This window comes from Saccharothrix sp. DSM 118769, assembly GCF_052936295.1.
Genome location: NZ_CP193627.1, coordinates 9,533,045 through 9,559,425, shown reverse-complemented (window position 1 = coordinate 9,559,425; position 26,381 = coordinate 9,533,045). Strand labels below are relative to the sequence as shown.

Annotated in this window: 26 protein-coding genes and 1 tRNA gene; 22 read left to right on the top strand and 5 right to left on the bottom strand. The window is 71.9% G+C overall.

The genetic code is table 11. The features are described 5' to 3' along the window. The first annotated feature begins 19 nt into the window (after positions 1 to 19). The 5 genes from ACRAKJ_RS41205 to ACRAKJ_RS41185 all read left to right on the top strand — a co-directional run bounded on the left by ACRAKJ_RS41205 (position 20) and on the right by ACRAKJ_RS41185 (position 7,514). Positions 20 to 1,855 (top strand): thioredoxin-like domain-containing protein, encoded by a 1,836-nt coding sequence (locus tag ACRAKJ_RS41205; RefSeq protein WP_438920226.1) that lies wholly within the window; start codon positions 20 to 22, stop codon positions 1,853 to 1,855. A gap of 36 nt (positions 1,856 to 1,891) precedes the next feature. After that, on the top strand, positions 1,892 to 2,185 hold the full coding sequence (locus ACRAKJ_RS41200) for a GroES family chaperonin (protein WP_438920236.1): 294 nt from the start codon (positions 1,892 to 1,894) through the stop codon (positions 2,183 to 2,185). 725 nt (positions 2,186 to 2,910) lie between these two features. After that, complete coding sequence (locus tag ACRAKJ_RS41195) at positions 2,911 to 4,632, top strand: VanW family protein (RefSeq protein ID WP_438920235.1); 1,722 nt, start codon at positions 2,911 to 2,913, stop codon at positions 4,630 to 4,632. A gap of 77 nt (positions 4,633 to 4,709) precedes the next feature. Beyond that, positions 4,710 to 5,498 carry a DUF1206 domain-containing protein gene (locus tag ACRAKJ_RS41190; RefSeq protein WP_438920225.1) on the top strand — a complete coding sequence of 263 codons (789 nt, stop codon included), beginning with the start codon at positions 4,710 to 4,712 and terminating at the stop codon, positions 5,496 to 5,498. 177 nt (positions 5,499 to 5,675) lie between these two features. After that, positions 5,676 to 7,514, top strand: coding sequence for an acyl-CoA dehydrogenase C-terminal domain-containing protein (locus ACRAKJ_RS41185; protein WP_438920224.1), 1,839 nt, complete (start codon positions 5,676 to 5,678; stop codon positions 7,512 to 7,514). A 115-nt stretch (positions 7,515 to 7,629) separates the two neighbouring features. On the opposite strand, the gene ACRAKJ_RS41180 is transcribed toward ACRAKJ_RS41185, so the two are convergent. Continuing rightward, the gene (locus ACRAKJ_RS41180; RefSeq protein ID WP_438920234.1) at positions 7,630 to 8,259 is read right to left on the bottom strand and encodes a LuxR C-terminal-related transcriptional regulator; all 630 of its coding nucleotides are present in this window, start codon (positions 8,257 to 8,259) and stop codon (positions 7,630 to 7,632) included. A 320-nt stretch (positions 8,260 to 8,579) separates the two neighbouring features. Here ACRAKJ_RS41180 and ACRAKJ_RS41175 point away from each other — a divergent pair, with 320 nt between their 5' ends. The 5 genes from ACRAKJ_RS41175 to ACRAKJ_RS41155 all read left to right on the top strand — a co-directional run bounded on the left by ACRAKJ_RS41175 (position 8,580) and on the right by ACRAKJ_RS41155 (position 12,468). Next, on the top strand, positions 8,580 to 10,094 hold the full coding sequence (locus tag ACRAKJ_RS41175; protein WP_438920223.1) for a sodium:solute symporter family transporter: 1,515 nt from the start codon (positions 8,580 to 8,582) through the stop codon (positions 10,092 to 10,094). Between the two features lie 153 nt (positions 10,095 to 10,247). Further along, a complete protein-coding gene (locus ACRAKJ_RS41170) occupies positions 10,248 to 10,634 on the top strand; it encodes a hypothetical protein (protein ID WP_438920222.1) in 387 nt (128 codons plus the stop codon). Between the two features lie 34 nt (positions 10,635 to 10,668). Further along, positions 10,669 to 11,118, top strand: coding sequence for a MarR family transcriptional regulator (locus ACRAKJ_RS41165; RefSeq protein WP_438920221.1), 450 nt, complete (start codon positions 10,669 to 10,671; stop codon positions 11,116 to 11,118). Further along, complete coding sequence (locus tag ACRAKJ_RS41160) at positions 11,115 to 11,510, top strand: DUF5313 family protein (protein WP_438920220.1); 396 nt, start codon at positions 11,115 to 11,117, stop codon at positions 11,508 to 11,510. Before ACRAKJ_RS41165 ends, ACRAKJ_RS41160 begins: the two co-directional genes overlap by 4 nt. A 31-nt stretch (positions 11,511 to 11,541) precedes the next feature. Next, entirely contained in the window at positions 11,542 to 12,468 is a 927-nt protein-coding gene (locus tag ACRAKJ_RS41155; RefSeq protein WP_438920219.1) for a phosphotransferase, read from the top strand. Here ACRAKJ_RS41155 and ACRAKJ_RS41150 read toward each other — a convergent pair. Together ACRAKJ_RS41150 and ACRAKJ_RS41145 are read right to left on the bottom strand one after the other, a co-directional pair. After that, positions 12,465 to 12,854: a hypothetical protein gene (locus ACRAKJ_RS41150; protein WP_438920218.1), complete on the bottom strand. Its 390-nt coding sequence runs from the start codon at positions 12,852 to 12,854 to the stop codon at positions 12,465 to 12,467. The genes ACRAKJ_RS41155 and ACRAKJ_RS41150 overlap by 4 nt on opposite strands. A 59-nt stretch (positions 12,855 to 12,913) precedes the next feature. Beyond that, a tRNA-Gly gene (locus ACRAKJ_RS41145) sits at positions 12,914 to 12,984 on the bottom strand. Between the two features lie 75 nt (positions 12,985 to 13,059). On the opposite strand from ACRAKJ_RS41145, the gene dcd reads away from it, so the two are divergent. Next, positions 13,060 to 13,641, top strand: coding sequence for a dCTP deaminase (gene dcd, locus ACRAKJ_RS41140; protein ID WP_438920217.1), 582 nt, complete (start codon positions 13,060 to 13,062; stop codon positions 13,639 to 13,641). On the opposite strand, the gene ACRAKJ_RS41135 is transcribed toward dcd, so the two are convergent. Further along, complete coding sequence (locus ACRAKJ_RS41135) at positions 13,638 to 14,630, bottom strand: cation diffusion facilitator family transporter (RefSeq protein WP_438920216.1); 993 nt, start codon at positions 14,628 to 14,630, stop codon at positions 13,638 to 13,640. The genes dcd and ACRAKJ_RS41135 overlap by 4 nt on opposite strands. A gap of 116 nt (positions 14,631 to 14,746) precedes the next feature. On the opposite strand from ACRAKJ_RS41135, the gene ACRAKJ_RS41130 reads away from it, so the two are divergent. Together ACRAKJ_RS41130 and ACRAKJ_RS41125 are read left to right on the top strand one after the other, a co-directional pair. Further along, the gene (locus ACRAKJ_RS41130) at positions 14,747 to 16,045 is read left to right on the top strand and encodes a hypothetical protein (RefSeq protein ID WP_438920215.1); all 1,299 of its coding nucleotides are present in this window, start codon (positions 14,747 to 14,749) and stop codon (positions 16,043 to 16,045) included. A gap of 37 nt (positions 16,046 to 16,082) precedes the next feature. Then, positions 16,083 to 16,466 carry a phage holin family protein gene (locus ACRAKJ_RS41125; protein ID WP_438920214.1) on the top strand — a complete coding sequence of 128 codons (384 nt, stop codon included), beginning with the start codon at positions 16,083 to 16,085 and terminating at the stop codon, positions 16,464 to 16,466. Positions 16,467 to 16,587: 121 nt separating this feature from the next. Here ACRAKJ_RS41125 and ACRAKJ_RS41120 read toward each other — a convergent pair whose 3' ends face one another. Beyond that, positions 16,588 to 18,861: a heterodisulfide reductase-related iron-sulfur binding cluster gene (locus ACRAKJ_RS41120; RefSeq protein ID WP_438920213.1), complete on the bottom strand. Its 2,274-nt coding sequence runs from the start codon at positions 18,859 to 18,861 to the stop codon at positions 16,588 to 16,590. A gap of 145 nt (positions 18,862 to 19,006) precedes the next feature. Between ACRAKJ_RS41120 and ACRAKJ_RS41115 the strand changes: the two genes are divergently transcribed. The 9 genes from ACRAKJ_RS41115 (at position 19,007) to ACRAKJ_RS41075 (ending at position 26,276) form a co-directional block, all read left to right on the top strand. After that, positions 19,007 to 19,339, top strand: a complete 333-nt coding sequence (locus tag ACRAKJ_RS41115; protein WP_438920233.1) for an SMR family transporter — start codon at positions 19,007 to 19,009, stop codon at positions 19,337 to 19,339. A gap of 23 nt (positions 19,340 to 19,362) precedes the next feature. After that, positions 19,363 to 19,911 carry a TetR/AcrR family transcriptional regulator gene (locus ACRAKJ_RS41110; RefSeq protein WP_438920212.1) on the top strand — a complete coding sequence of 183 codons (549 nt, stop codon included), beginning with the start codon at positions 19,363 to 19,365 and terminating at the stop codon, positions 19,909 to 19,911. A 24-nt stretch (positions 19,912 to 19,935) separates the two neighbouring features. Next, a complete protein-coding gene (locus tag ACRAKJ_RS41105; protein ID WP_438920211.1) occupies positions 19,936 to 20,505 on the top strand; it encodes a hypothetical protein in 570 nt (189 codons plus the stop codon). Between the two features lie 97 nt (positions 20,506 to 20,602). After that, on the top strand, positions 20,603 to 21,406 hold the full coding sequence (locus ACRAKJ_RS41100; protein WP_438920210.1) for a DUF4097 family beta strand repeat-containing protein: 804 nt from the start codon (positions 20,603 to 20,605) through the stop codon (positions 21,404 to 21,406). 245 nt (positions 21,407 to 21,651) lie between these two features. Beyond that, positions 21,652 to 23,508, top strand: a complete 1,857-nt coding sequence (gene dnaK / locus ACRAKJ_RS41095) for a molecular chaperone DnaK (protein ID WP_438920209.1) — start codon at positions 21,652 to 21,654, stop codon at positions 23,506 to 23,508. After that, entirely contained in the window at positions 23,505 to 24,248 is a 744-nt protein-coding gene (gene grpE, locus ACRAKJ_RS41090; RefSeq protein WP_438920208.1) for a nucleotide exchange factor GrpE, read from the top strand. The genes dnaK and grpE overlap by 4 nt, the downstream gene beginning before the upstream one ends. A gap of 18 nt (positions 24,249 to 24,266) precedes the next feature. Beyond that, a complete protein-coding gene (gene dnaJ / locus ACRAKJ_RS41085; RefSeq protein WP_438920207.1) occupies positions 24,267 to 25,439 on the top strand; it encodes a molecular chaperone DnaJ in 1,173 nt (390 codons plus the stop codon). Next, a complete protein-coding gene (locus tag ACRAKJ_RS41080) occupies positions 25,436 to 25,864 on the top strand; it encodes a heat shock protein transcriptional repressor HspR (RefSeq protein WP_438920206.1) in 429 nt (142 codons plus the stop codon). The genes dnaJ and ACRAKJ_RS41080 overlap by 4 nt, the downstream gene beginning before the upstream one ends. 169 nt (positions 25,865 to 26,033) lie before the next feature. Further along, positions 26,034 to 26,276 carry a hypothetical protein gene (locus ACRAKJ_RS41075; RefSeq protein WP_447008833.1) on the top strand — a complete coding sequence of 81 codons (243 nt, stop codon included), beginning with the start codon at positions 26,034 to 26,036 and terminating at the stop codon, positions 26,274 to 26,276. The last annotated feature ends 105 nt before the right edge of the window (positions 26,277 to 26,381 follow it).

Genomic DNA, 26,381 nt, shown 5'->3' with positions numbered 1-26,381 from the left:
CGCGGTGTTGGATCGGGACGTGACGACCGCTCAACGCCGCCGCGCCCGCGTCCGCGCCCCCGAACTCGTCGGCCGGGGCTGGCTCAACACCGGTGGGCGCGACATCGCGCTCAAAGACCTCCGCGGCAAGGTCGTGCTGCTCGACTTCTGGTCCTTCTGCTGCATCAACTGCCTGCACGTGCTGGACGAGCTGCGCCCCCTCGAAGCCGAGTTCCACGACGTCCTGGTCACCATCGGCGTGCACTCGCCCAAGTTCGCGCACGAGGCCGAGGCCGCGTCCCTCGAAGCCGCCGTCGAGCGCTACCAGGTCGACCACCCCGTGCTGGACGACCCCGAGCTGACCACCTGGCAGAACTACGCGGTCAAGGCGTGGCCGACGCTCGTCCTGGTCGACCCCGAGGGCTACGTCGTGCACGTCGCCGCCGGCGAGGGCCACCTCGACGCGCTGCGCCAGGTCGTGTCCGAGGTCGTCGCCGAGCACGCGGCCAAGGGCACGCTGCACCGCGGCGACGGCCCGTACGTCGCGCCGCCGCCCGCCGCGACCGAGCTGCGCTTCCCCGCCAAGGCGGTCCTCACGCCGCGCGGCACGCTGCTGGTCAGCGACTCGGCCCACCACTCCCTCGTGGAGCTGGAGGCCGACGGCGAGACCGTCGTCCGCCGCGTCGGCACGGGTGAGCGCGGTCGCGCCGACGGCACGCGCCCCACGTTCTCCGAACCCGCCGGCATCGCGCTGCTGCCCGACCGCGTCGCCGCCGAGGTCGGCTACCACGCGGTCGTCGCCGACACGGTCAACCACCTGCTGCGCGGCCTGAACCTGGACACCGGCGAGGTCACCACGGTCGCGGGCACCGGCGAGCAGTGGCGCGACGGCGCGACCGACGGCCCGGCCGGCGAGGTCGACCTCACCAGCCCGTGGGACGTCGCCTGGTGGGAGCCGGCCGGCGGCGTGGCCGTCGCGATGGCGGGCAACCACACCCTCGGCCTGTTCAAGCCCTTGGAGAACCGGGTGGAGCGCCTGGCCGGCACCACCGTGGAGGGCCTGCACGACGGCCCGGCCGAGGAGGCGTTCTTCGCGCAGACCTCCGGCCTGGCCGCCGCCGGCGACCGGCTGTGGCTGGTCGACTCGGAGACCTCGGCGCTGCGCTGGCTCGACGCCGACCGCACCGTCCACACCGCCGTCGGCAAGGGCCTGTTCGACTTCGGCCACCGCGACGGCCCGGCCGACGAGGCGCTGTTCCAGCACCCGCTGGGCGTGACCGCGCTGCCGGACGGCGCGGTCGCCGTCGCCGACACCTACAACGGCGCGATCCGCCGCTACGACCCCGCCACCGGCGAGGTGTCCACCCTGGCCACCGACGTCGCCGAACCGTCCGACGCGGTCCTGGTCGACGGCGAGCTGGTCGTCGTGGCCTCCGCCGCGCACCGCCTCGAACGGCCCGTCGCGCCCGGCGTGCGGCTGGTCAGCGGCGACGCCCACCGGGTCAAGCGCCCGCCGTCGGTGATCGCGCCCGGCCCGGTCGAGCTGGCCGTCGTGTTCACCCCGCCGACCGGCCAGAAGCTCGACGACCGCTTCGGCCCGTCCACCCGCCTGGAGGTCACCAGCTCCCCGCCGGGGCTGATCGCCGAGGGCGCGGGCACGGGCACCGACCTGGTGCGCCGGCTGGTGGTCGCGGAGGGCTTCACCGAGGGCGTGCTGCACGTCGTCGCACAGGCCGCGAGCTGCACGGACGACCCCGCCGTCGAGCACCCGGTGTGCGAGCTGGCCCGCCAGGACTGGGGCGTGCCGGTGCGCGTCGAGGCGGGCGGGCCGGACAGGCTACCCCTGATGATGGGTGGCCTCGACGAGGGCATCTAGACTCCGCTGGTGGCCGATGTCAAGCTCGAGATCCAGATGCTGCACGACCGCGTGATGGTGCGGATCTCGCCGGAGGACGGCGAACGACGCAGCAGCGGTGGCATCGTGATCCCGGCGACCGCCCAGATGGCGAAGCGCCTGGCGTGGGGGGACGTGCTCGGGGTGGGCACGAACGTGCGGCACGTCAAGATCGGCGACCGGGTGCTGTTCAACCCCGAGGACCAGTTCGAGGTCGAGGTCCAGGGGAACACCTACCTGGTGATGCGGGAACGGGACGTGCACGCCACCGCCACCGAGCGGACCGACCACGGGACCGGTCTTTACCTGTGAACCGCCCGAACGTGATCATCACGTGACGGCGGTCGGGTAATCAGTCCCAGGAGCCTGAGGAAAGGCAAGAGGGGGAAGCGGTGCCGGAGAACGAGCGACCGGAGTACGACGCCGAGCGGACCAAGGCGATGGAGCCGGTCCGCCCGTCGGGCACCGCTTCCGAGCGCACCAAGCACATCCCGGCCTCGGCCGTCCAGGAGGCCGCGTGGCCCCAGGAGGAGCCGGACGCCGAGCCCGCCGACGCCTCGGCGACGGTGCGCAACATGACGCCGCCGAGGGGCGTGCCCGTGCCGCCGAAGGCCGTGCCGACCCCGCCGGGGGGCGTGCCGTCCGCCGACGTGACCCGCGCACTGTCCGGCGAGGTCACGCGCGACCTGAACGGCGAGCAGGCGCGGAACCCGAACGGCGAGCAGACCCGCGCGATCCCGGCGGAGCAGGCCCGCGTGACGCCGGCCGAGCAGACCCGGGCGATCCCGCTGGAGCAGGCCCGCGTGACGCCCGCCGAGCAGACGCGCGCGATCCCGACCGACCAGACCCGGGCGATCCCGGCGGAGCAGACGCGCGCGATGCCCGCGCCGCCGCCCCCGCCCGCCGAGCGGACCAGGGGCGCCCACACCCCGCCCGGCGGGTTCGACCGGCAGCCGTCGCCGTCGGAGCAGACCACCGTCTTCGCCACCCCGGTCACCGCGCCCGAGCCGACCGACTCCGGCGTGTACGGCCCGGTCATGGTCGACGAGCGCGCCGAGGCCGACGAGGCCGACGCCAAGCGCAAGCGCCTGCGCAAGACCGGCCTCATCGCCGCCGCCGCGATCGGCGTGCTGGTCGTCCTCTACGGGCTGGACATCTTCGTCTCCTCCGGCAACGTGCCGCGCGGCGTGACCGTGGCGGGCGTGGACGTCGGCGGCCTGAGCCACGCCGAGGCCGAGCAGAAGCTGCGCGGCGAGATCGGCCCCCGCCTGGCCGCGCCGGTGAAGGCCCGCGCCGGCGACGTGACGGCCGAGATCGACCCGGAGTCCGCCGGCCTGGAGCTGGACTGGGCGAAGACGCTCGACCAGGCGGGCAGCCAGCCGCTGTCCCCGATCACCCGCGTCACGTCGTTCTTCACCTCGCACGAGGTCGGCTTCGCCACCAAGAGCGACGACGCGAAGCTCGCCGCCGCGCTGGAGGGCCTGCGCCCCACCACCGACCACGACCCGGCCGAGGGCACGATCCGCTTCGAGGGCGCGAACCCGGTCGCGGTCGAGCCTCGGCAGGGGCAGAAGCTGGACGTGCCCGGCGCGTCCGGCGCGCTGCTCGCCTCCTGGGCCGACGGCGGCACGGTCGAGCTGCCGGTGGCCACCACCCCGGTGAAGACGACCAAGGAGGGCGTCGAGAAGGCGCTGAACGAGGTCGCCAAGCCCGCCGTGTCCGCGCCCGTGATCATCAAGGGCGAGGGCAAGGACGCGACGCTCACGCCCGAGCAGCTCGGCACCGTGCTGGTGTTCGAGCCCGCCGACGACGGCGGCCTGAACGCCAAGGTGGACAACAACAAGGTCGTCGAGCACGCCGGTCCCCAGCTCAAGGAGACCGAGAAGGAGGGCAAGGACGCCGAGATCGTGTTCGAGGGCGGCCGGCCCACCGTGAAGGAGTCGGTGGACGGCCTCGGCATCGACTGGGAGAAGTCCCTGGCCACCTTCATGGACGTGGTGAAGCGCGACAACGACCGCGCGATCAAGGCGGAGTACAAGCACACGCCCGCGAAGGTCACGACCGAGCAGGCGAACAAGATGGGCATCAAGGAGGTCATCGGCGAGTTCCAGACCGGTGGCTTCGCGGCCGACTCGGGCGTGAACATCCGCGTGGTGGCCGAGAAGGTCAACGGCGCGATCGTGAAGCCGGGCGAGACGTTCAGCCTCAACGGCTACACCGGTCCGCGCGGCACGGCGCAGGGCTACGTCGAGGCGGGCATCATCGAGAACGGCATCCCCGGCCGCGCGGTCGGCGGCGGCATCTCGCAGTTCGCCACGACCCTCTACAACGCGTACTACAACGCGGGCATGAAGGACGCGGGCCACAAGGAGCACAGCTACTGGATCACGCGCTACCCCAAGGGGCGCGAGGCCACCGTGTTCATGGACAACGCCGGCAACAGCCTGATCGACATCAAGTTCACCAACCCGGACGAGACGGGCGTGGCGATCCAGACGATCTGGACGCCGTCGACGATCAAGATCGTGCTGTGGGGCACCAAGAACTACGACGTGACCGGCTCCACCAGCGGGGACTTCAACCCGACCCCGCCGCAGGAGAAGAAGGTCACCACCAAGCCGTGCACGCCGAGCAACGGCTCGCCCGGCTTCTCGGTGACCGACACCCGCACGATCACCGACCGCCGCACCGGCCAGTCGCGCAGCGAGTCGCGGACCGTCCGGTACGACCCGCAGTTCAAGATCATCTGCGAGGGGTGACACCCGGGGCGACCTCGGGGTTTCGCCGGTAGCCACGATTGGGTAGTCACCCGGTCGTGGCTACCACTGCTTCAGAGGTGCGAAGACATCCCGCCGTGCAGGTCCTCGGACGCGCGGGGATGGTCTGCTACGGGGTCGTCCACGTCCTGTTGGCGGCGTTGACGGCGCAGGTGGTGCTCGGTGACTCCGGTGAGCGCACCGACCAGAAGGGCGCGGTGGCCCTCGTCGCGGAGACCGGCTTCGGGCCGTTCCTGCTGTGGGTGCTGGCGATCGGCCTGTTCGCCTTCGCGATCTGGCAGATCACCATGGCCGTCTCCGGGTACGGGTGGGAGACCGAGAAGCGCAAGCGGGTCTACCACCGGTTCGGTTCGGTGGGACGCGCCATCACCGCCGTCGCCATCGGCGTCGCGGCGGTCAACTACGCGACCGGCACGTCCCAGAGCAGCTCCACCGAGAAGTCCCAGGAGTGGACCGCGAAGTTCCTCGCGCTGCCGTTCGGGCAGGTCATCGTGGGCATCGCGGCGGTGGCGATCATCGTCCTGGGCGCGATGGTGGTCCGCAAGGGCGTGAAGAAGTCGTTCGAGCGCGACCTGGACATGTCCGAGCTGCCCGCGGGCAGCCGGAAGTGGGTCGAGCGCACCGGCCGCATCGGCTGGATCGGCAAGGGCATCGCCTACGCGCTGATCGGCGTCCTGGTCGGCCTGGCCGCGCTGAGCGCCGACCCGTCGCAGTCCGGCGGGCTGGACAAGGCGCTGCACTCGCTGGCCGCCCAGCCGTACGGCGTCTTCCTGCTCGCCGTCATCGCCCTGGGCTTCCTGGGGTTCGGCGTCTACTGCTTCGCCGCGGCCAAGGCCCACAAGGGCTGACCGCGTTCCGCGTCCCCGCGAGGGCGGCACCCACCCGGGTGCCGCCCTCGTCCCGTTCCGCCGCGTCTGGTTCACCACAACCGGGCGAGCCGCCCTTGCCGGGGTTACTGACAGGTAATACCCTGTTGTTACCGGTCAGTAGGGGACCGCCCCGACCAGCATGGAGTGGACGACGAGATGGGTCACTACAAGAGCAACGTCCGGGACCTCGAGTTCAACCTCTTCGAGGTCTTCAACGTGCAGGACCACCTCGGCACGGGGCCGTTCGAGCAGTCCGACGAGGACACCGCGCGCGGCGTGCTTGCCGAGCTCAACAACCTGGCGGTCGGCCCGCTGGCGGACTCCTTCGCCGACGCCGACCGCAACCCCCCGGTCTTCGACCCGAAGACGCACTCGGCGACGCTGCCCGAGTCCTTCAAGAAGTCGTTCAAGGCCGTGTGGGACGGCGAGTGGTACCGCCTGTCCCTGCCCGATGAGCTGGGCGGCTTCGGCATCCCGCCGTCGGTGCAGTGGGCGGCCTCCGAGCTGATCCTCGGCGCCAACCCCGCCATCTACATGTACCTGGCCGGCCCCAACTTCGCCTCCGTCGTGCACCGCAACGGCACCGAGGAGCAGAAGCGCTGGGCCGAGATCATGATCGAGCGCGGCTGGGGCGCCACCATGGTGCTGACCGAGCCCGACGCCGGCTCCGACGTGGGCGCGGGCCGCACCAAGGCCGTGCTCCAGGAGGACGGCACCTGGCACCTCGACGGCGTGAAGCGGTTCATCACGTCCGGCGACCAGGACATGACCGAGAACATCATGCACCTCGTGCTGGCGCGGCCCGAGGGCCCCGGCATCGAGCCCAGGCCCGGCACCAAGGGCCTGTCGCTGTTCCTCGTGCCCAAGTGGCACTTCGACTCGCGGACCGGCGAGTCGACCGGCGAGCGCAACGGCGCCTTCGTCACCAACGTCGAGCACAAGATGGGCCTCAAGGTCTCCACCACGTGCGAGCTGACGTTCGGCCAGCACGGCGTGCCCGCCCGGGGCTGGCTGCTCGGCGAGGTGCACGACGGCATCGCGCAGATGTTCCAGGTCATCGAGTACGCCCGCATGATGGTCGGCACCAAGGCCATCGGCACGCTGTCCACTGGCTACCTCAACGCCCTGGCCTACGCCAAGGAGCGCGTGCAGAGCGCCGACCTGACCCGCATGACGGACAAGACCGCGCCGCGCGTCACCATCACCAACCACCCCGACGTGCGCCGCAGCCTCATGCTCCAGAAGGCGTACGCCGAGGGCCTGCGCGCGGTGTACCTGTACACCGCGACCCAGCAGGACAAGATCGCCCTGGGCGGCGCCGACAAGGAGCTGGCCGAGAAGGTCAACGACCTGCTGCTGCCGATCGTCAAGGGCGTCGGCTCGGAGCGCGCCTACGAGCAGCTCGCGCAGTCGCTCCAGACGCTCGGCGGCTCCGGCTTCCTCCAGGAGTACCCGATCGAGCAGTACATCCGGGACTCGAAGATCGACTCGCTGTACGAGGGCACCACGGCCATCCAGTCGCTGGACTTCTTCTTCCGGAAGATCATCCGCGACAAGGGCCAGGCGCTGGGCTTCATCAACGGCGAGATCCAGGGGTTCCTCGACAACGAGGGCGGCAACGGCCGCCTGAAGGAGGAGCGCGCGCTGCTCAAGCAGGGCCTGGAGGACCTCCAGGGCATGCTCGGCGCGCTGGTCGGCTTCCTGACCGGCTCGCAGGAGGACGTGCGCAACCTCTACAAGGTCGGCCAGAACACCGTCCGCCTGCTGATGACCGCGGGCGACGTGCTCGTGGGCTGGCTGCTGCTGCGCCAGGCCGAGGTGGCGCTGGAGAAGCTGGGCGGCACCCCGTCGGCCCGCGACAAGGCGTTCTACGAGGGCAAGGTCGCCGTGGCGTCGTTCTTCGCGAAGAACGTGCTGCCCGAGCTGACCGCGCGCCGCAAGATCGCCGAGGCGACCGACAACTCGCTGATGGACGTGGACGAGGCGTCGTTCTGACCTGAACCACACGAGCAGGGGTCCCCTCCGCGGGGGCCCCTGTTCCCGTTCCAGCCCCTTTCGGGGCCCTCCTGGCCCCGGGACCCCGTCCGGACCCCTGACCCCCTCCGGACCCTCAGCCGACCGCGTTGCTGCTCGTGCCGCTCGTCAGCAGCCCCGCCTGGTAGGCCAGGGACACGGCGTGGGTGCGGTCGCGGGCGCGCAGCTTGCGAAGGATGTTCTTCACGTGCGTGCGCACGGTCTCCACGGACACGTACAGCTCGCCCGCGACCGCCTGGTTCTCCAGGCCGTCCGCGATGAGCTGGAGCACCTCGTACTCCCGGCGCGACAGGGCCCGGCGCGACCCGGCCTCGGCGGTCGGCGTGAAGCCCGCCGCCAGCGGGGCGAGGGTCGGGTCCAGGTAGACGCGATCGGTGTGGGCGCGCACGATCGCGTGCAGCACCTCGCCGATCTCGCCCGCCCTGGGCACGAGGCCGCGCACGCCCGCGGACAGGGCGGACCGCACGTACTTCGCCGTCCGGTGCGGCTCGCGCACCAGCGAGACGACCACGAGCTCCGGGTCGTTGGCCGCCAGCAGGGTCGCCAGGTGCCCCTGCGGGTCGAGGACCGAGTCGATCAGCAGCACGTCGGGCCGCAGCCGCTCGTGCAGCCGCACGACGGCCTGCGGGTGGCCGGTCGCGCCGAGCCACTGGAGGCCGGGCGTGCGCCGGACCACCGCCGCCACCCCTTCGCGGTAGAGCGGCACGGGGTCGACCAGGGCGATCCCCGGTCCCGCGGCACGCCGATCACCGCCCGTCACGGGCGGACGTGCGTTGACACCGGTTCGCATGCCCATGCGACACCTTCGCGCGCCGCGCATGACGCGGTTTCCGTGAAAAAACTTTGCGTCCGATCCGGTCACGTATATGAACAAGAGTCACGAATGTGACTCAATGACCTCCCGCGACCTTCCGCACGGGGCAACACCCTCGTAAGACGTACGTCACACACCCATGTGGGGCGTCGCGCACCGCCGCCCGCAGTTCCGCGCTGCCACCCCGTGGGCCGAGCACTCGTGGAGGTCTCATGGGCACCCTCGACTGGGTCGTCGTCGGTGGGTACTTCTTCGTGATGGTGGCCATCGGCTACTGGTCACGTGGCCGGATCAAGAACATCGCGGACTTCTTCACCGCGGGCGGACGGATGCCGTGGTGGCTCTCCGGCATCTCGCACCACATGTCCGGTTACAGCGCGGTCATGTTCGTGGCCTTCGCGGCCGAGGCGTACCGCCTCGGGCTCACCGTCTACATCTGGTGGGCGCTCACGATCGGCCTGGGCGTCGGGATCGGCGCGTTCCTCTGGGCCGGCGCCTGGAACCGGCTGCGCTCCAAGCACGGCGTGAAATCGCCGCTGGAGTACCTGGCCCGCCGCTACAACGTGCCGACGCAGCAGGTCATGGCGTGGGCCGGCGCGGCGCTGAAGGTCGTCGACATCGCCGCCAAGTGGGTCGCGGTGGCGCTGCTGCTCCAGGGCTTCGCGGGCGTGCCGATCTGGCTCGGCATCGCGCTGGTCGGCGCGGTCACGATGGTCTACTCGGTGCTGGGCGGCCTGTGGGCCGACGCGCTCACCGACTTCGGCCAGTTCATCATCCAGGGCCTCGCGGGCATCGCCATGTTCATCGCGGTCGCGTCGCACTTCGGCGGCATCAGCTTCATGTGGGAGATCTGGGACGAGCTGCCCGAGTCGCACTCCGACCCGCTGTCGGGCCAGTACACGCTGATCTTCTTCATGGCGCTGTTCCTGATCAAGACGCTGGAGTACAACGGCGGCATGTGGAACCTGGCGCAGCGCTACATGGCCGCGCCGACGGGGGCCGCCGCCAAGCGCTCCGCGCTGCTGTCCAGCGCCCTGTGGCTGGTCTGGCCGCTCATCCTGTTCTTCCCGATGTGGGCGGCGCCGCTGATCGTGCCCGGCATGGAGGCCAACGCCGAGCAGGCGTACGTGGAGATGGGCAAGGAGATGCTCCCCGCGGGCATGGTCGGCCTGGTCCTGGCGGGCTTCTTCTCGCACACCATGGCGATGGTGTCCTCGGACGCCAACGTGATCTCGGCCGTCATCACCCGGGACATCCTGCCCCGGCTGTGGAAGGGCGCGGCCAGGCTCGGTGAGGCGGCCCAGCTCCAGCTGGCCCGGGTCACCACGTTCCTGTTCATCGGGCTGAGCATGACGATCGCGCTCACCGCCGACACCAAGGGCTTCGTGCTGAAGGTGGTGATCGCCCTGGTGGCGGCCACGATGGGCCCGATCGCGATCCCGCTGATGCTCGGCCTGCTGCCGTGGTTCAAGAAGGTCGGCCCGACCGCCGCGATGAGCTCGACCATCGGCGGCCTGGGGACGTGGGCCGTGCTGTACGTGCTCCAGCTGAACAAGGTCGAGTTCGTCACGCAGGCGGTGATCGTGTCCTGGCCGCTGCTCGTGTCGCTGGTGCTGTACCTCGTCATCGGCCTGGTGATCAAGCCGGAGCCGTCGGAGGACCGGGCGGCGCTCGTCGACTCGCTGCAGTCCGACTCGGACGACGAGCGGGAGACCGTCCGCACCTGACCGGGCCGGCACCCGACCGGGGTGTCGTCCGACCGGGCGTCGTCCGGCCGGACCGCCCCCCCGACCGGGGTGTCGTCCGACCGGGTCCGCAGTTCCGCAGTGAGTACCGCCCCCCGCGGTGCGGGTGCCGCCGCGCACCCGCACAGTGGGGGGATGGGTGCCTGGCAGCCGCGGGACGAGGCCGAGTCGCACGCCGGGTGGCGGCTGTGGATGGCGTTGAACACGCGCGTCTGGCCGTCGCCGGAGTGGGACGGCACGCCGGCGGCGGCCGTGCGGGACCTCGCCGACCTGATCGCCGCGTGCGCCGACATCCGCGCCGGCTACCCGGGCGACCCGCGGGCGGCCGTGCTCCGGCTCCTCGACTCCGTGGTGTTCGTGGTGAGCCTGCCCGTGGACCTGTGGCGCGACGACCACGTCCCGGTCGACGCGGACCGGGCGGCCCTGCTGCACAGCGACCTGGCCGGCGTGGCCGAGCACGCCGCGTCGGTGCGGGCGCTGCTCGCGCTCGGCGGCGGGTGGGCCGAACTGGACGCCAGGTGAGCGGACCCGTCCGGCCGAGGTAGTATGGGCACTAATGATTAGTGCACAAAACGTAGAGGACCCGCTGGACCTGGAGCGCCAGGTCTGCTTCGCGCTGTCCATCGCGTCGCGCAACGTGGTCGCGCTCTACCGCCCGCTGCTCGACCCGATGAACCTGACCCACCCGCAGTACCTGGTGATGCTCGCCCTGTGGGGGCGGGCTCCCCTGTCCGTGAAGGAGCTGAGCAGGATGCTGGCGCTCGAACCCGCCACGCTGTCCCCGCTGCTCAAGCGGCTGGAGGCGATCGGCTACGTGACCCGGTCGCGGGACGCCGCCGACGAGCGGCTGCTGGCCGTGGCGCTGACCCCGGAGGGCGCGGCGCTGCGCGAGCGGGCACTGGAGATCCCGCCCGCGATCGTGGCGAAGCTCGGCATGTCCCTCGACGAGCTGCGCGACCTGCACGGCGTGCTGACGCGCGTCATCGGCGCGTCGGGGCGCCGGTGAAGCCCCCGTGGTACCTGGCCGCCTGGTACCTGGTCGGCGGCCGGCTGCCCCAGCGGTACCGCGAGTGGGTGTTCCACCAGGCGACCAAGCCGACGTGGCTGCTGTGGTTCGGCGTGCGGATGTTCCTCCAGGTCCTGCCGCTCACCATCCTGATCACCCTCGCCCTGGTCCTCGGCCTGGGCTCCCCGCTGCCGCTGGCCGTCGCGTGCGGGTCGCTCGGCCTGATCGTGGGCGTCTACTTCGGCGTGTCGTACGCCATCGAGAGCACCGACCACCGGCTGACGAAGTACGGCTACCCGCGCGGCGCGGCGGCCGGGGTGCGGCGGGCGCGGGCCGAACGCGACCAGGAGCGGTACCGGGCGGTGTGGCGGTCCACCGAAAACGGTTCCTGACCCGCCCCCGACCCGCGCTAGCGTGCCCGTCGTGGAAGCGGTGGCGCGGGCGTTCGACCTCGGCGAGGTGCTCGACCACGTCCCGGTGACCGGCGGCGCGTCGCACCTGGTGTGGCGGCTGCGCACGTCCCGCGGCACGTGGGCCGCCAAGCGCCTGAACCGCTCCCGCGAGTCCTGGTGGACCGACGCCTACCGCGTGTCCGCCGCCGTCCAGCGCGACGCCCTGGACCGCGGCCTGCCCATGCCGCGCCCCGTCCGGCCGCTCGTCGAGGCCGAACCGCTGCTCGCCGACGTCGACGGGCACAGCTGGCTGGTCCACGAGTGGCACGACCCGGTGCCGCCGTCACCCGTGCTCCCCTGGGTGGGCGCGACGCTGGCCGCCCTGCACGCGCTGCCAGCCGGCGGGACGCCCGGGTGGCGACCGCACCCGGTCGACGAGTGGCTGACCTGGCTCGACGAGTCCCCCGGCCCGCTCACCGACGCCGTCCGCGGCCACCTGCCCGACATCGCCGAGGCCGTCGCGCTGATCGGCTCGCACGACCCGGCCGACCTCACCCCGGTCCGCACGCACGGCGACGTGAAGCCGGACAACGTCCTGCACACCGCCGCCGGCCCCCTCCTGGTCGACTGGGACGGCGCGGGCGAGGACCACGCGGAGTGGGAGCTGACCCGGTCGGCGCTGGCGTTCGCCGGCCTGACCGACCGCGCCGCCTTCACCACCGTCGTCGAGGCGTACGAGTCGGCGGGCGGCAGGCGTCCCCCGGCGACCACCGCGTCGTTCGCCGGTCACCTCGGGACCTGCCTGGGCGGCGCCGCGTGGATGCTGTGGCGGGCCCTCGGCCACCGCCCCGTGACCCCCGCCGAACGCGCCGCGGCCGGACCGCACGCCCTCCGCCTGCTGGCGGACCTGCGCACGTCCCTGGCGTCCCTGCCGGAGTGGACGACCTGGCTGCGCTAACCGCGCGGCACGACCACCACCTGGTGCTCGTCCTCGTAGACGACCCGACCGGGATCGGCGGACTCGACCCGCTCCCACCCGATCCCGTGCGCGGTCAGGATCTCCAGGTACCCGTCGACCCGCGCCACCAGGTGCCGGGCCGCGTCGACCTTGAACCAGGCCACCGCGCCGGGGTTGACGTCCCGGTCGTACACGGTCGGGTCGACGTGCGACGGCGTCGTGTAGGCCCCGTCGAACCACTCGTTGTTGACCCGCCTGAACAACTCCTGCTCGGCGGTCAGCACCCCGTCCCGCGCCAGGCGGTTGACCAGCATGAAGACACCGGGGAAGAAGCCGCGCTCATGGCGCCGCGTTCCCTGGAAGCGCACGTAGGGAGCCGTCGTCACGGGGTAGACCCTGCACACGGCGAAGGCCCGGGTCAACGACCCGGGCCTTCGACTCACTGAGCGGGTGACGGGAATCGAACCCGCCTCTACAGCTTGGGAAGCTGTCGTTCTACCAATGAACTACACCCGCCTGCCGTGCGTGCTCGATCATACACGGACACCCCCGGCGGGTCGTACCGCCTCTCCCCCCACCTAGGCTGTGCCCGTGCTGTTGAGCGACCGCGACCTGCGCAAGGAAGTCGACTCCGGACGTCTCGTCCTGGAGCCGTTCGACGACGTCATGGTGCAGCCGTCCAGCATCGACGTCCGACTGGACCGGTTCTTCCGCGTCTTCAACAACACGCGGTACACGCACATCGACCCCTCGGTGCAGCAGGACGACCTGACCTCGCTCGTCGAGCCCGTCGACGACGAGCCGTTCGTGCTGCACCCCGGCGAGTTCGTGCTCGGCTCCACGTTCGAGCTGGTCACCCTGCCCGACGACCTGGCCGGCCGGTTGGAGGGCAAGTCGTCCCTCGGCCGCCTGGGCCTGCTGACGCACTCCACGGCGGGGTTCATCGACCCCGGCTTCTCCGGCCACATCACGCTGGAGCTGTCGAACGTCGCCAACCTGCCGATCACGCTGTGGCCGGGCATGAAGATCGGCCAGCTGTGCCTGTTCCGGCTCAGCAGCTCGGCCGAGTTCCCGTACGGCTCGCAGCAGGCCGGGTCGCGCTACCAGGGGCAGCGCGGACCGACGCCGTCGCGCGCCTACCTGAACTTCCACCGCTCGTCGACGGAGCGCTAGAGCCGCAGGTCGCCGTACCTGGCCAGCACGCGCGCCCGCAGGTCGGGGTCGGTGCGCGGCACGGGTTCGAGGAACACCTCGTCCAGCTCGGGGTGCAGCTCGCGCAGCGAGGCGTCGATGCGCACGCACGCCCGCTCCAGCTCGGCGGCGGTCAGGGAGTCGTCGAAGTCCAGCCGCGCGCACAGCAGCACGCGGTCCGTGCCGACGGCCATCGTGAGCAGGTCCACGACCTGCTCGACCTCGGGCACGTCGCGCAGGTACGCCCACGCCGCGCGCACCAGGTGCGGGTCGGCCTGCCGCCCGATGAGCAGGCCGCGGTTGGTGGAGGCGAGGGTGTAGGCGACCACCGCGAGCAGCGCGCCGATCAGCAGCGACGCCACGCCGTCCCACACCGACGACCCGGTGAGGTGGTGCAGGCCGATCCCGCCGAACGCGAGCAGCAGGCCGACCAGGGCCGCCGAGTCCTCCAGGAACACCGTCTTCACGGTCGGGTCGTCCGACACCCGCAGGAACGCCCACACCGTGCGCCCCTCCTCGCGGGACTGCCGCCGCACCTGCCGCACGGCCTGCGCCCACGACACGGACTCCAGCGCGAACGCGATGGCCAGCACCACGTACCCGACGACCGGGCTGCCCTGCTCCTCCGGCGCGCCGAACACGGTCCGGAACCCCTCGTAGAACGCGAACACCGCGCCCGACACGAAGATCGACACGGCGGCGAGCAGCGACCAGAAGTACCGCTCCTTGCCGTACCCGAACGGGTGCCTGCGGTCGGCCGGGCGCTCGGAGCGGCGCAGCGCGGTGAGCAGCAGGGCCTCGGTGAACGTGTCGGCCACCGAGTGCGCGGCCTCCGACATCATCGCCGCCGAGCCGGTGATCACGCCGGCCACGGCCTTCATGATCGCGATGGCCAGGTTCACCGCCAGGGCGAGCAGCACGGTGAGCGTGCTCTCCCCGCCGCCGGTCTTGGGTGAGGACTCCTCGGGCATGCCACGACGCTATGCCCGCGGGCGCTGATCCGCAGCGCTGTGACACAGGTCTCGAAACGATCAGTGCTCGCTTTGCGACGACGAGGTGAGAGATTCGATCTTCAGGGGGATTCCGGGTGCGAAACCTGATCGGCCGCGTCGCGGCCGTGCTCGTGGCGGCGGCCGCGGTGACGACGACGGGCGGCATCGCCCAGGGCCAGGGGGGCACCGTCACCATCGAGGGCCTGGTGTGGTTCGACCGGGACGCGAACGGCCGGTTCGACGAGGGCGAGCAGCCCCTGTCCAACGGCCGCGCGGTCCGCGTCTTCGAGCACGACACCAAGGCGTTCATCGGCGAGTACGGCACCGACGCGAACGGCCGCTACCGGGTCGAGGGCCTGCCCGACGTCAAGCTCGCGATCTACAACCCCAACACCGACCGCTACGAGGCGACCACCGACGCCCAGTTCTTCGGGTCCGGCAGCCGCACGCTCGACTTCGGCATCCGCGGCGGCACCGTCGAGGTCTCCACGTTCATCGACGCCGACCAGGACGGCACCCGCCAGACGTGGGAGCGCGAGGTCGAGGGCGGCGAGCCCATCAGGCTGATCTTCGACCGCGTGGACCGGCCCGCGCCGGTGCGCGGCGCGGACAACGTGCTGGTGTTCCACGACCTGCCGTTCGGCGAGCACCTGCTCCTCGCGCCCGAGCAGCGCCCGTTCTTCGAGCTGGCCCCCGTGCTGACCGAGCGCGACGTGGACCCGGCCACCTACCGCAAGGCGTTCCACGTCGACCCCGGCACGACGACGCGCGTCGACGTCCGGTACGTGCGGCCGGACAGCGACTGGTCGGTGGGCGCGGCGCGGCTGGAGCCCGCGAAGGACGTCTACCAGGTCGGCGACGAGGTGGAGTTCGTCGTGTCGGTGACCTCGGGCGCCGTGCAGGACCAGACGTCGGTCTTCATGTTCAAGGACCCGGGCGAGCTGCTCTCGCTGAGCGACAACCTGGTCGACGCGGGCGCGGGCGAGTTCGTGATGGCCGCCCCGGTCGAGCCGAACACCACCAGTGAGTTCCGGTTGCGGTACCGGGTGACCGACCTGGAGGTCGAGCAGCTGCACCTGTTCGTCGACCTCATCTCGCGGCGGTCCCTGCCCGACCCGGACAGCAAGGACAACCACGCGTTCCTGCCGATCGAGGTCGTGGAGCGCACCACCACGACCCCGCCCGCCGAACCGACCACGACCGCGCCGGCGAACCCGACCGACCCGGTGGCGCCCACGACGACCACCACGGCCGCCGCGGTGGCGCAGACCGGTCCCGGCGGCGGGTTGGCGGGCACGGGCGCCGCGCCGTTCGCGCTCCTCGTGGCCGGTGCCCTGCTGGTGGGCGGCGGTTCGCTGGCCCTCCTGGCGGCGCGCCGCCGCCGTCGCGCCTGACCCGTTCGGCCGACCGCCACCGCTAACCTGCGGCAGCATGGGCATTCTCGTGCACGTGCTGCTGACGGCGGTGGCGGTCTGGGTCGCCACGGTCATCCCGGGCATCGACCTGGACGCGGGCGCGCCGACGCCCGTCAAGATCGTCACGCTGATCGGCGTGGCACTGCTGTTCGGCCTGGTCAACGCGGTGGTCAAGCCGCTGGTGAAGTTCTTCGGCTGCCTGTTCTACGTGGTCACGCTCGGCCTGTTCGGCCTGGTCGTGAACGCCCTGCTGTTCTGGCTCACCGGGTGGCTGGCGGGGGAGCTGCGCCTGCCGTTCGAGGTGAGCGGCTTCTGGCCCGCGTTCTTCGGCGCGATCATCGTGGCCCTGGTCGGCTGGGTGCTGAACCTGGTCTACGACCGCGTCACCGACCGCGACTGAACGACCCGGACCGAACGACCCGGACCGAACGACCCCGACCGGGCGAACAGGACCGGCAGGACGCCGAACGCCCCCCTCCGCCTGGTGCGGAGGGGGGCGTTCGGCCGTGCACGGGGCGGACCTAGTTGGTCGCGGCCTTGTCCTCGTCCGGCAGCGGGGTGCCGGTGGACGTCTCGTCCGTCGGCACGTCCTGCGCCTCGCGGTCCTGGCCGCGCCGCACGGCGGTCAGCAGCAGCTGCGCCACGTCGACGACCTCGACGTGCGGCGCGGCGACGCCCTCGTTCTGGCGGGCCGTCACGCCGTCGGTGAGCATCACGCGGCAGAACGGGCAGCCGGTGGCGATCTTCGACGGCGCGGTGCCGAGCGCCTCGTCCACGCGGTCGACGTTGATCCGCTTGCCGATGCGCTCCTCCATCCACATGCGGGCGCCGCCGGCGCCGCAGCACATGGACCGGTCGCCGTGCCGCGGCATCTCGCGCAGCGTGGCCCCGGACGCGCCGACCAGCTCGCGCGGCGCCTCGTAGACCTTGTTGTGGCGACCCAGGTAGCAGGGGTCGTGGTAGGTGACGTCCTCGGCGATCTCGGCCACCGGCACCAGCCGCCGCTCGCGCACCAGGCGGTTGAGCAGCTGCGTGTGGTGCACGACCTCGTACTGGCCGCCGACCTGCGGGTACTCGTTGGCCAGGGTGTTGAAGCAGTGCGCGCAGGTCACGACGATCTTGCGCTGGCCGGGGTCGCGGCCGTCGAACACGGTGTTGAGCACCTCGACGTTCTGCTGCGCCAGCATCTGGAACAGGAACTCGTTGCCCGCGCGCCGCGCCGGGTCACCGGAGCAGGACTCCTCCGGGCCGAGCACGGTGTACTTGACGCCCGCGGTGTGCAGCAGCTCGGCCACGGCCCGCGTGGTCTTCTTCGCCCGGTCCTCGAACGCGCCCGCGCAGCCGACCCAGAACAGGTACTCGGTGTCGCCCAGCTCGCCGTCGAACACCGGCACCTCGAAGTCCAGGCCCTCGGTCCACGCGAGGCGGTCCTTGGAGTTCTGGCCCCACGGGTTGCCCTTGTTCTCCAGGTTCTTGAACATGCCGCCCAGCTCGGACGGGAAGTTCGACTCGATCAGCACCTGGTAGCGGCGCATGTCGACGATGTGGTCGACGTGCTCGATGTCCACCGGGCACTGCTCGACGCACGCGCCGCACGTGGTGCAGGACCACAGCACCTCGGGGTCGATGACGCCCATCTCGTCCACGCCGCCGATGAGCGGGCGCTCGGACTCGGCCATGGCCAGGACGTCGATGGACTCCAGGCGCTTCTTGTAGTCCTCGTACTTGTCCTCGGTGATGCCGACCTCGTCGCCCGCCATGTCCTTGCTGCCGCCGGCGAGCAGGTAGGGGGCCTTGGCGAACGCGTGGTCGCGCAGCTGGGTGATGACGAGCTTCGGGGACAGCGGCTTGCCGGTGTTCCACGCGGGGCACTGGGACTGGCAGCGACCGCACTCGGTGCAGGTGCTGAAGTCCAGCCAGCCCTTCCAGGAGAAGTCCTCGACCTTGCCGACGCCGAACACGTCCTTGTCGGGGTCGGCCTCCTCCAGGTCGAGGACCTGGCCGCCGCTCATCATCGGCTTGAGCGCGCCCAGGGCGACGCCGCCGTCGTCCTCGCGCTTGAAGTAGATGTTGAAGAAGGCGCTGAACCGGTGCCACGCGACGCCCATGGTGAGGTTCTTGGCCACCACGACCAGCCACACCATCGCGGACAGCAGCTTGATGATCGCCATGACCGAGACCCAGTCGGGGTTCGACGGCAGGACGGTCGACAGCGGCGCGGTGACGAAGGACGACCACAGCGGCGGGTCCTCCAGGCCGGCGGCCTGCTTGAACGCCTTCACGCCGAGGATGCCGAGGCCCTCGATGATCACGACCGCCTCGACGAAGTAGGCGGACTTGAAGCTGGAGCCCGCGAACCGGGACAGCCGGTCGGCGCGGCGCGGGTGGTTGAGCTGGCGGATGACCGCGAGGGCCACGCCGCCGACGACCGTGCCGAGGCCGAGCAGCTCGATCAGCAGGGCCCACGCGGACCACGTGCCGATGACCGGCCAGTGGAAGCCGGGGTAGAAGACCTCGCCGTACGCCTCGAACAGCACGACGGACCCGATGAGGAAGCCCCACATCACCATCCAGTGCCAGGGGGCGACCTTGCGGAACTTGGCCATCCGGGTGTGCGCGGCGAACTCCACGACCAGCGTCTTGAGGCGCGGCCAGAACGGGCCGTTGCGCGTCGCGTCCGGCTGGCCGAGGCGGATGATCCGGATCATCCGCATCACACCGGCGACGAACAGACCCCAGGCGTACACGCTGACGGCGACGCCGATGGCGCCGAGGGTGAGCTGGAGGGCTCCCATTGTGGTGGCGGCCTTTCTCGTCCGTGCTCCTGGCTGGGCAGCCTACGCCCGATTACTGACCGGTAACCACTTGGACGTGTGCGATCACATAGAGCGGCTACACTTCTGGAACACTTGTTCAACTTGTCGTGAGGGGACTCCTGTGCTGGTCTACGCGGCCCTCGCGGTGGCGATCGTCGGTGAGGTCGTCGCCACGGTGTCCCTCAAGCTGTCCGAGGGGTTCTCCAAGCCGATTCCCTCGATCGTGGTGGTCGTGGGGTACCTGGTGGCGTTCACCGCGCTCGCCAAGACCCTTCAGATGGGCCTGCCGATCGGCGTGGCGTACGCGATCTGGTGCGCGTTCGGCATCGCCGCGGTGGCCACGGTCGGCGCCGTGCTGTTCAAGGAGCCGATGAACGCGACCGTGGTGGTGGGCCTGCTGCTGGTGATCGCCGGGGTCGTCGCCATCGAGCTGGGCAGCGCCGGCGGGCGCGGGTGACGGGCGCGACCGGCGGGTAGTGGGTGGCGGCGGTGGCTGACGGGCGGCGGGCGCGCGGCGACCGGCGGCGGCGCGCCCTGCTGGAGGCGACGCTGCGGGTCGTCGAGCGGGACGGCGTGGCGGGCGTGAGCCACCGCTCCGTGGCGCGCGAGGCGGGTGTGCCCGCGACCTCGGCGACCTACTACTACGCGACCCTCGACGACCTGCTGGTCGCGACGCTGACCTGGTCGGCGGAGGAGATGGCGGCGAGCTTCCGCGCCCTGGCGCCGACCCCGGCGGCGGTCGCCGGGTTCCTGGCCGACGCCGTGGGCCCGCACCGCGGCCGCACGATGGCCGAGTACGAGCTGTACCTGCTGGCCGCGCGGCGGCCGGAGCTGCGCGCCGCGGCGCGCCGGTGGCTCGACCTGGTCGCCGAGGCGGTCGGCCCGTCGATCGGCGCGGCGGGCCCGGTGGCGGTGCGGGCGCTGCTCGCGGGCCTCGACGGGCTGCTGATCCAGGGCCTGATCGCGGAAATCCCCCCAATGGCGCACGAGTTCGAGCCCGTCGTGTCCCTTCTGATGCCCGCCGGATGACCTTCGCGCGGGACACTGGGTGGCATGGGGTTCCCCAGGCGTGAGTCGTGGCAGGTGTCGCACGGGACCAGTCGCGCGGTCACCACCGCCCTGTTCGTGCGCGACACCCTGGCCCTCTCCGTCGACACCGTGCCCGAGCTGCCGGGCCTCGACCCGTCCGTGCCCGTCGTCGTCCCGGCGGGCGTCGACCGCGCCGCGGCGGTCGACGAGTGGTTGGGCTGGTGGGCCGACGTCCTCGACCACGTGCGCGCCGAGGCGTCGTCCCCGGCGCCGACCGACCCGGGGAGCCAGTCCCTGCGCGTCCGGCCCGCCCTGCGCGCCGCCGTGCTCGCCCTCGGCGAGGCGGCCGACGACTACGCCCGCCACCACGCCACCACGCGCGGCGCGCTGCCCATCGGCGAGGTGGTCCGCGGCGTGGAGAACCGGCTGGGCCGCTACGTCCGCCCGTTCCGGCTGGTCGTCACCGAGGTGCCCGTGCAGGGCATGGTGTGGGAGCGGATGACCGACGCGCACGTCATCGCCTCGCAGCGCTTCCTCGGCGACCCGGCCCGCGCCGCGCCCGCCCTGCGCGCCGTCGTGGAGGCCCTGGCCTGACCGGGCCGGGGGTAGGGACAACCCCCGCACGCCCTCGGGGGTCTCCCCGGTGTGGCGGCCCCCCGCGCCGCCCTAGCGTGGTCACGACGAACGGGTGATGTCTGAGGGGGCAGTCGTGGTCAAGCGGATCGCGTGGTTCGCGGTCGTGGCGGTGGCGGCGGTCGTGCCGCTCACGTCCTGCGTGCGGCTCGTGCAGGAGGGCTTCGACGACCGGCACGCGGTGACGGGGCGGGTCGCCGAGATCAGGGTGCAGAACGGGTCGGGCAACGTGGTCGTCCGCAGCGGCACGGGGGCGACGTCCACCGACGTCCGGCGGCAGGTGCGGTACCCGAAGTCGTCGGACCGGCCGAGCGGCGAGTCGCACCGGCTGGAGGGGGACGTCCTGGTGCTCGACGGCTGCGGCAACCCGTGCTCGGTCGACTACGAGGTCGTCGTCCCGTCCGCCGACGTCCGGGTCACCGGCGAGGTGGGCTCCGGCGACGTGCGCCTGGAGGGCGTGGCCTCGGTCGAGGTCGTGGTCGACTCCGGCAACGCCGTGCTCCGCGACGTCAGCGGCGCGGTGCGGGTGGAGAACGGTTCCGGCGACGTCGAGGCGGCCTCGGTCGGCGGCGCCTTCAGCGGCCGGGTCGACTCCGGCAACGCCCGGCTGTCCGGGATGCGCGGCGCGGTGACCGTCGAGAACGGCTCCGGCGACGTGGACGTGGAGATGGCCGTCGCGGCGCCCGTGCACGCCTCCGCGAGCAGCGGCAACGTGCTGGTCCGCGTGCCGGAGGGGGCGTACCGGGTGGACGCGGTGGCGGACAGCGGGGACCGGGTCGTCGACGTGCGCGAGGACGCCGGCGCCGCCGTCGAGCTGGTGCTGCGCAGCGACAGCGGCAACGTGGCGGTCCGCACGAGGTAGTCGCGGTCAGCGAGGAGCAGCGGTGGTCGGCGACGGCCCCGGCCCCGGTCGACACCGGTCGGCCGGGGCCGTCCGGCGTCCGGGGTGGCGCGGATCACGTCCCGCCGGGAACACCCCGGAGGCCCCGGTCGTTGGACAGGCAGGAAGGTTGAGCCGACTGGACTCAAGTCCGGAAGACCTGGCAAACTTGAGCCGGGACCGCTCAACGCGGGGCTCTCACAGACGCACTACCAGGAGGAATCCAAATGGCGCGAGCGGTCGGCATCGACCTGGGGACGACCAACTCCGTCGTCGCGGTTCTCGAGGGTGGCGAGCCGACGGTGATCGCCAACTCCGAGGGCTCGCGGACGACCCCGTCCATCGTGGCCTTCGCCAAGAACGGCGAGGTGCTCACCGGTCAGCCCGCCAAGAACCAGGCGGTGACCAACGTCGACCGGACGATCCGGTCCGTGAAGCGGCACATCGGCACGGACTGGAAGACCGCCGACGTCGACGGCAAGCAGTACACCCCGCAGGAGATCAGCGCGCGCGTGCTGATGAAGCTCAAGCGCGACGCCGAGGCGTACCTGGGCGAGGAGATCACCGACGCGGTGATCACCGTCCCCGCCTACTTCGAGGACTCGCAGCGCCAGGCCACCAAGGAGGCCGGCCAGATCGCGGGCCTCAACGTCCTGCGCATCGTCAACGAGCCCACCTCCGCCGCCCTGGCCTACGGCCTCGACAAGGGCGAGAAGGAGCAGACCATCCTGGTCTTCGACCTCGGTGGCGGCACGTTCGACGTCTCGCTGCTGGAGCTCGGCGACGGCGTCGTCGAGGTCCGCGCGACCTCCGGTGACAACCACCTCGGCGGCGACGACTGGGACCAGCGCATCGTCGACTGGCTGGTCGACCGGTTCAAGCAGAGCAACGGCATCGACCTGACCAAGGACAAGATGGCGCTGCAGCGCATCCGCGAAGCCGCGGAGAAGGCGAAGATCGAGCTGTCCAGCTCGAACAACGCCTCCATCAACCTGCCCTACATCACGGTCGACTCGGACAAGAACCCGCTGTTCATGGACGAGACGCTGTCCCGCGCCGAGTTCCAGCGGATCACCAACGACCTGCTGGAGCGCACCCGCGCCCCGTTCAACAACGTGATCAAGGACGCCGGCATCAGCGTCGGCGACATCGACCACGTCGTGCTCGTCGGCGGCTCGACCCGCATGCCCGCCGTGGCCGAGCTGGTCAAGGAGCTGACCGGTGGCCGCGAGCCCAACAAGGGCGTCAACCCGGACGAGGTCGTCGCCGTCGGCGCGGCCCTCCAGGCCGGCGTGCTGAAGGGCGAGGTCAAGGACGTCCTGCTGCTCGACGTCACCCCGCTGTCCCTGGGCATCGAGACCAAGGGCGGCGTGATGACCAAGCTCATCGAGCGCAACACGACCATCCCCACCAAGCGCTCCGAGATCTTCACGACGGCCGACGACAACCAGCCGTCCGTGCAGATCCAGGTCTTCCAGGGCGAGCGCGACTTCGCGGCCGACAACAAGAAGCTCGGCATGTTCGAGCTGACCGGCCTGCCGCCCGCGCCCCGCGGCGTCCCGCAGATCGAGGTCACCTTCGACATCGACGCGAACGGCATCGTGCACGTGTCCGCCAAGGACATGGGCACGGGCAAGGAGCAGCGGATGACGATCACCGGCGGCTCCGCGCTGCCGAAGGACGACATCGAGCAGATGATCAAGGACGCCGAGGCGCACGCCGAGGAGGACAAGCGCCGCCGCGAGGAGGCCGAGGTCCGCAACCAGGCCGAGACGCTCGTCTACCAGACGGAGAAGGTCCTCAAGGAGAACGAGGACAAGATCCCCGCCGAGGTCAAGGAGAAGGTCGAGGCCGCCCTCGCCGAGACCACCGAGGCCCTCAAGGGCGAGGACATCGCCAAGGTCCGCACCGCGGTGGAGAAGCTCGCCACCGAGTCGCAGGCCATCGGCCAGTCCCTGTACGCCAACACCGCGCCCACCGCCGACGCCGCGGGCGCCGCGGGTGGCCAGTCCACCGCGGGTGACGCCCCCAAGGCCGACGACGTGGTCGACGCGGAGATCGTGGACGAGGACGAGAAGAAGTGACCCAGTCCGAGGAGCAGCCCCGAGTGGTCGTGAACGACCGCCGGCGCGTCGACCCCGACACCGGTGAGGTGCGCGTCCAGGCGGACGGCGCCGCGGCCGAGGCCCCGGCGAACGGGGGTGGCCGCCACGCCGCCCCCGAGGACGCCCCGGCGTCCGGCACGCTGGACGTCGAGGACGCCCCGACCTCCGGGACCACCCCCGAGGTGGCCCCGGAGGCCCCCGCCGAGGCCGTGTCCGACGTGACGCCCGACGCGGCGCCCGAGGTGGCCGACGACCCGTCCGTCGCGCTGAAGGCCCAGCTCGACGAGCGGACCGCCGACCTCCAGCGGCTCACCGCCGAGTACGCCAACTACCGCAAGCGCGTCGAGCGCGACCGCGAGGCGGTCGTGGCCAACGCCAAGGCGCAGGTGGCCGGCGAACTCCTCGGCGTGCTCGACGACATCGAGCGGGCCGGCGCGCACGGCGACCTCACCGGCGCGTTCAAGGCGGTGGCCGACAAGCTCGTCAACGCCCTGCACGCCACCGGCCTGGAGCCGTTCGGGCACGACGGCGAGGAGTTCGACCCGTCCGTCCACGAGGCCGTGCAGCACAGCACGTCACCCGACGTCAGCGGACCCACCGTGACCGCCGTGCTCCGGCGCGGCTACCGCTTCGGCGAGCGCGTGCTCCGGCCCGCGCTGGTCGCGGTGACCGACCACGAGCCCGCGGCCGCACCGGCCGCGGACGACCAGCAGGACTAGGAAAGGGGGCGGCGTCCGATGAGCGCTAGGGACTGGATCGAGAAGGACTTCTACCGCGAACTGGGCGTCTCCTCCGACGCCTCGGCCGACGAGATCAAGAAGGCGTACCGGAAGTTGGCGCGGGAGCTCCACCCCGACGCCAACCCCGGTGACGCCAAGGCCGAGGCGCGCTTCAAGGCCGTCTCCGAGGCGTACGGCGTGCTGTCCGACGCCGCGAAGCGCAAGCAGTACGACGAAGCCCGCCGCCTCTTCGCCGGGGGCGGCGGGTTCCCCGGCGGCTTCGGCACCGGTGGCGGCGGCGGGTTCGACGTCGGCGACCTGTTCAACCGGCAGCAGCAGGCCGGCGGCATGGGCGGCGGCCTCGGCGACCTCCTCGGCGGGCTGTTCAACCGCCGGGGCGGCGGCACCGCGTCCGCCACCCGCCCCCGGCGCGGCGAGGACGTCGAGACCGACGTGCGCATCGACTTCACCGAGGCCGTGCGCGGCGCCACCGTCCCCATGCGGCTCGCCAGCCCCGCCACCTGCGGCACCTGCACCGGGTCCGGCGCCCGCCCCGGCACGTCCCCCCGCACCTGCACCAACTGCGGCGGCGCCGGCCTCGTCACCCGCAGCCAGGGCGCGTTCGCGTTCAGCGAGCCGTGCGCCGACTGCCGCGGCACCGGCCGGCTCATCGACGACCCGTGCCCCGAGTGCGGCGGCGACGGCGTCAGCACCAAGACCCGCACCCTCACCATCCGCATCCCCGCCGGCGTCGACGACGGGCAGCGCATCCGCCTCGCCGGCCAGGGCGAACCCGGCCGCAACAACGGCCCGGCGGGCGACCTGTTCGTGCGCGTCCACGTGACGCCGCACCCCGTCTTCGGCCGCACCGGCAACGACCTGACCCTCACCACGCCCGTCACGTTCCCCGAACTGGCGCTCGGCACCACGTTGACCGTGCCCACGCTCGACGGCAAGGTGACGTTGAAGGTCCCCGCCGGCACGGCGAGCGGGCGCGTGCTGCGGGCCAAGGGCAAGGGCATCGCCCGGCGCGACGGGCAGGTCGGCGACCTGCTCATCACGCTCCAGGTGGCCGTGCCCAACAACATGGACGCCGACGCCCGCGAAGCACTGGAGAACTACGCCTCGGCCACCGCTCAGCACGACCCGCGCGCCGAGCTCAACGCCCTGTTGGAGAAGAGGTCGGTGTGAGCTTCCCGTTCCCGCCCGGCACCGACGAGGACACGCCGTTCTTCGTCATCTCCGTGGCCGCCCAGCTGTCGGGCCTGCACGCCCAGACCCTGCGCGCCTACGACCGCATGGGCCTGGTCTCCCCGGGCCGCACGTCGGGCGGCGGCAGGCGGTACTCGATGCGCGACATCGTGCTGCTGCGCGAGGTGCAGCGCCTGTCCCAGGAGGAAGGCGTCAACCTGGCGGGCGTCAAGCGCATCATCGAGCTGGAGAACGAGGTCGGCGCCCTGCGGACGAGGGTGCAGGAGCTGACCGAGGAGCTGGCGCAGGCCTTGGCGGCGGCCGAGCACGCGGCGGCCTCGGTGCACGCGTCGTACCGGCGCGACCTCGTGCCGGTGCGGCACGAGACGGCCCTGGTGGTCTGGAAGCCGGCGAAGAAGCGCTGATCAGACCGGGGGCGGCGACACGATCGGGTGATCATCGGCCCTGAGGTGTACGTAAACGGGGGTCCGGCCACTCGGTTGCACATGAGGAACCCCGCGACGCACCACCCGACCATCCCCACCCACCGCCGGCCCACCCCGGTCAGCCACCCCAGCCGGCCATCCCCGGCCCGTGATCTTCAGCCCGGCCGATCCCAGCCCGGCCGATCCCAGCCCGGCCGATCCCAGCCCGGCCGATCCCAGCCCGGCCGATCCCAGCCCGGCCGATCCCAGCCCGGCCGATCCCAGCCCGGCCGATCCCAGCCCGGCCGATCCCAGCCCGGCCGATCCCAGCCCGGCCGATCCCAGCCCGGCCGATCCCAGCCCGGCCGATCCCAGCCCGGCCGATCCCAGCCCGGCCGCTCGCACCCGCTGACCGCCGCTGCCGCCCAGGCCCCGCCGCCTGTGCGCCGCTGCTCGCGGCTGTTCGCCTGCGCGCCGCTCCTCGCCTGCTCGCGGCTGTTCGCCCGTGCCGCCAGGG

Bases quoted from the DNA above. Each gene is read 5' to 3' on its own strand.
- ACRAKJ_RS41200 (WP_438920236.1), top strand. From the start codon at position 1,892: ATGCTGCACGACCGCGTGATGGTGCGGATCTCGCCGGAGGACGGCGAA.
- ACRAKJ_RS41195 (WP_438920235.1), top strand. From the start codon at position 2,911: ATGGTCGACGAGCGCGCCGAGGCCGACGAGGCCGACGCCAAGCGCAAG.
- ACRAKJ_RS41185 (WP_438920224.1), top strand. From the start codon at position 5,676: ATGGGTCACTACAAGAGCAACGTCCGGGACCTCGAGTTCAACCTCTTC.
- ACRAKJ_RS41175 (WP_438920223.1), top strand. From the start codon at position 8,580: ATGGGCACCCTCGACTGGGTCGTCGTCGGTGGGTACTTCTTCGTGATG.
- ACRAKJ_RS41170 (WP_438920222.1), top strand. From the start codon at position 10,248: ATGGGTGCCTGGCAGCCGCGGGACGAGGCCGAGTCGCACGCCGGGTGG.
- ACRAKJ_RS41165 (WP_438920221.1), top strand. From the start codon at position 10,669: ATGATTAGTGCACAAAACGTAGAGGACCCGCTGGACCTGGAGCGCCAG.
- ACRAKJ_RS41135 (WP_438920216.1), bottom strand. From the start codon at position 14,630: ATGCCCGAGGAGTCCTCACCCAAGACCGGCGGCGGGGAGAGCACGCTC.
- ACRAKJ_RS41125 (WP_438920214.1), top strand. From the start codon at position 16,083: ATGGGCATTCTCGTGCACGTGCTGCTGACGGCGGTGGCGGTCTGGGTC.
- ACRAKJ_RS41120 (WP_438920213.1), bottom strand. From the start codon at position 18,861: ATGGGAGCCCTCCAGCTCACCCTCGGCGCCATCGGCGTCGCCGTCAGC.
- ACRAKJ_RS41105 (WP_438920211.1), top strand. From the start codon at position 19,936: ATGGGGTTCCCCAGGCGTGAGTCGTGGCAGGTGTCGCACGGGACCAGT.
- ACRAKJ_RS41100 (WP_438920210.1), top strand. From the start codon at position 20,603: ATGTCTGAGGGGGCAGTCGTGGTCAAGCGGATCGCGTGGTTCGCGGTC.
- dnaK (WP_438920209.1), top strand. From the start codon at position 21,652: ATGGCGCGAGCGGTCGGCATCGACCTGGGGACGACCAACTCCGTCGTC.
- dnaJ (WP_438920207.1), top strand. From the start codon at position 24,267: ATGAGCGCTAGGGACTGGATCGAGAAGGACTTCTACCGCGAACTGGGC.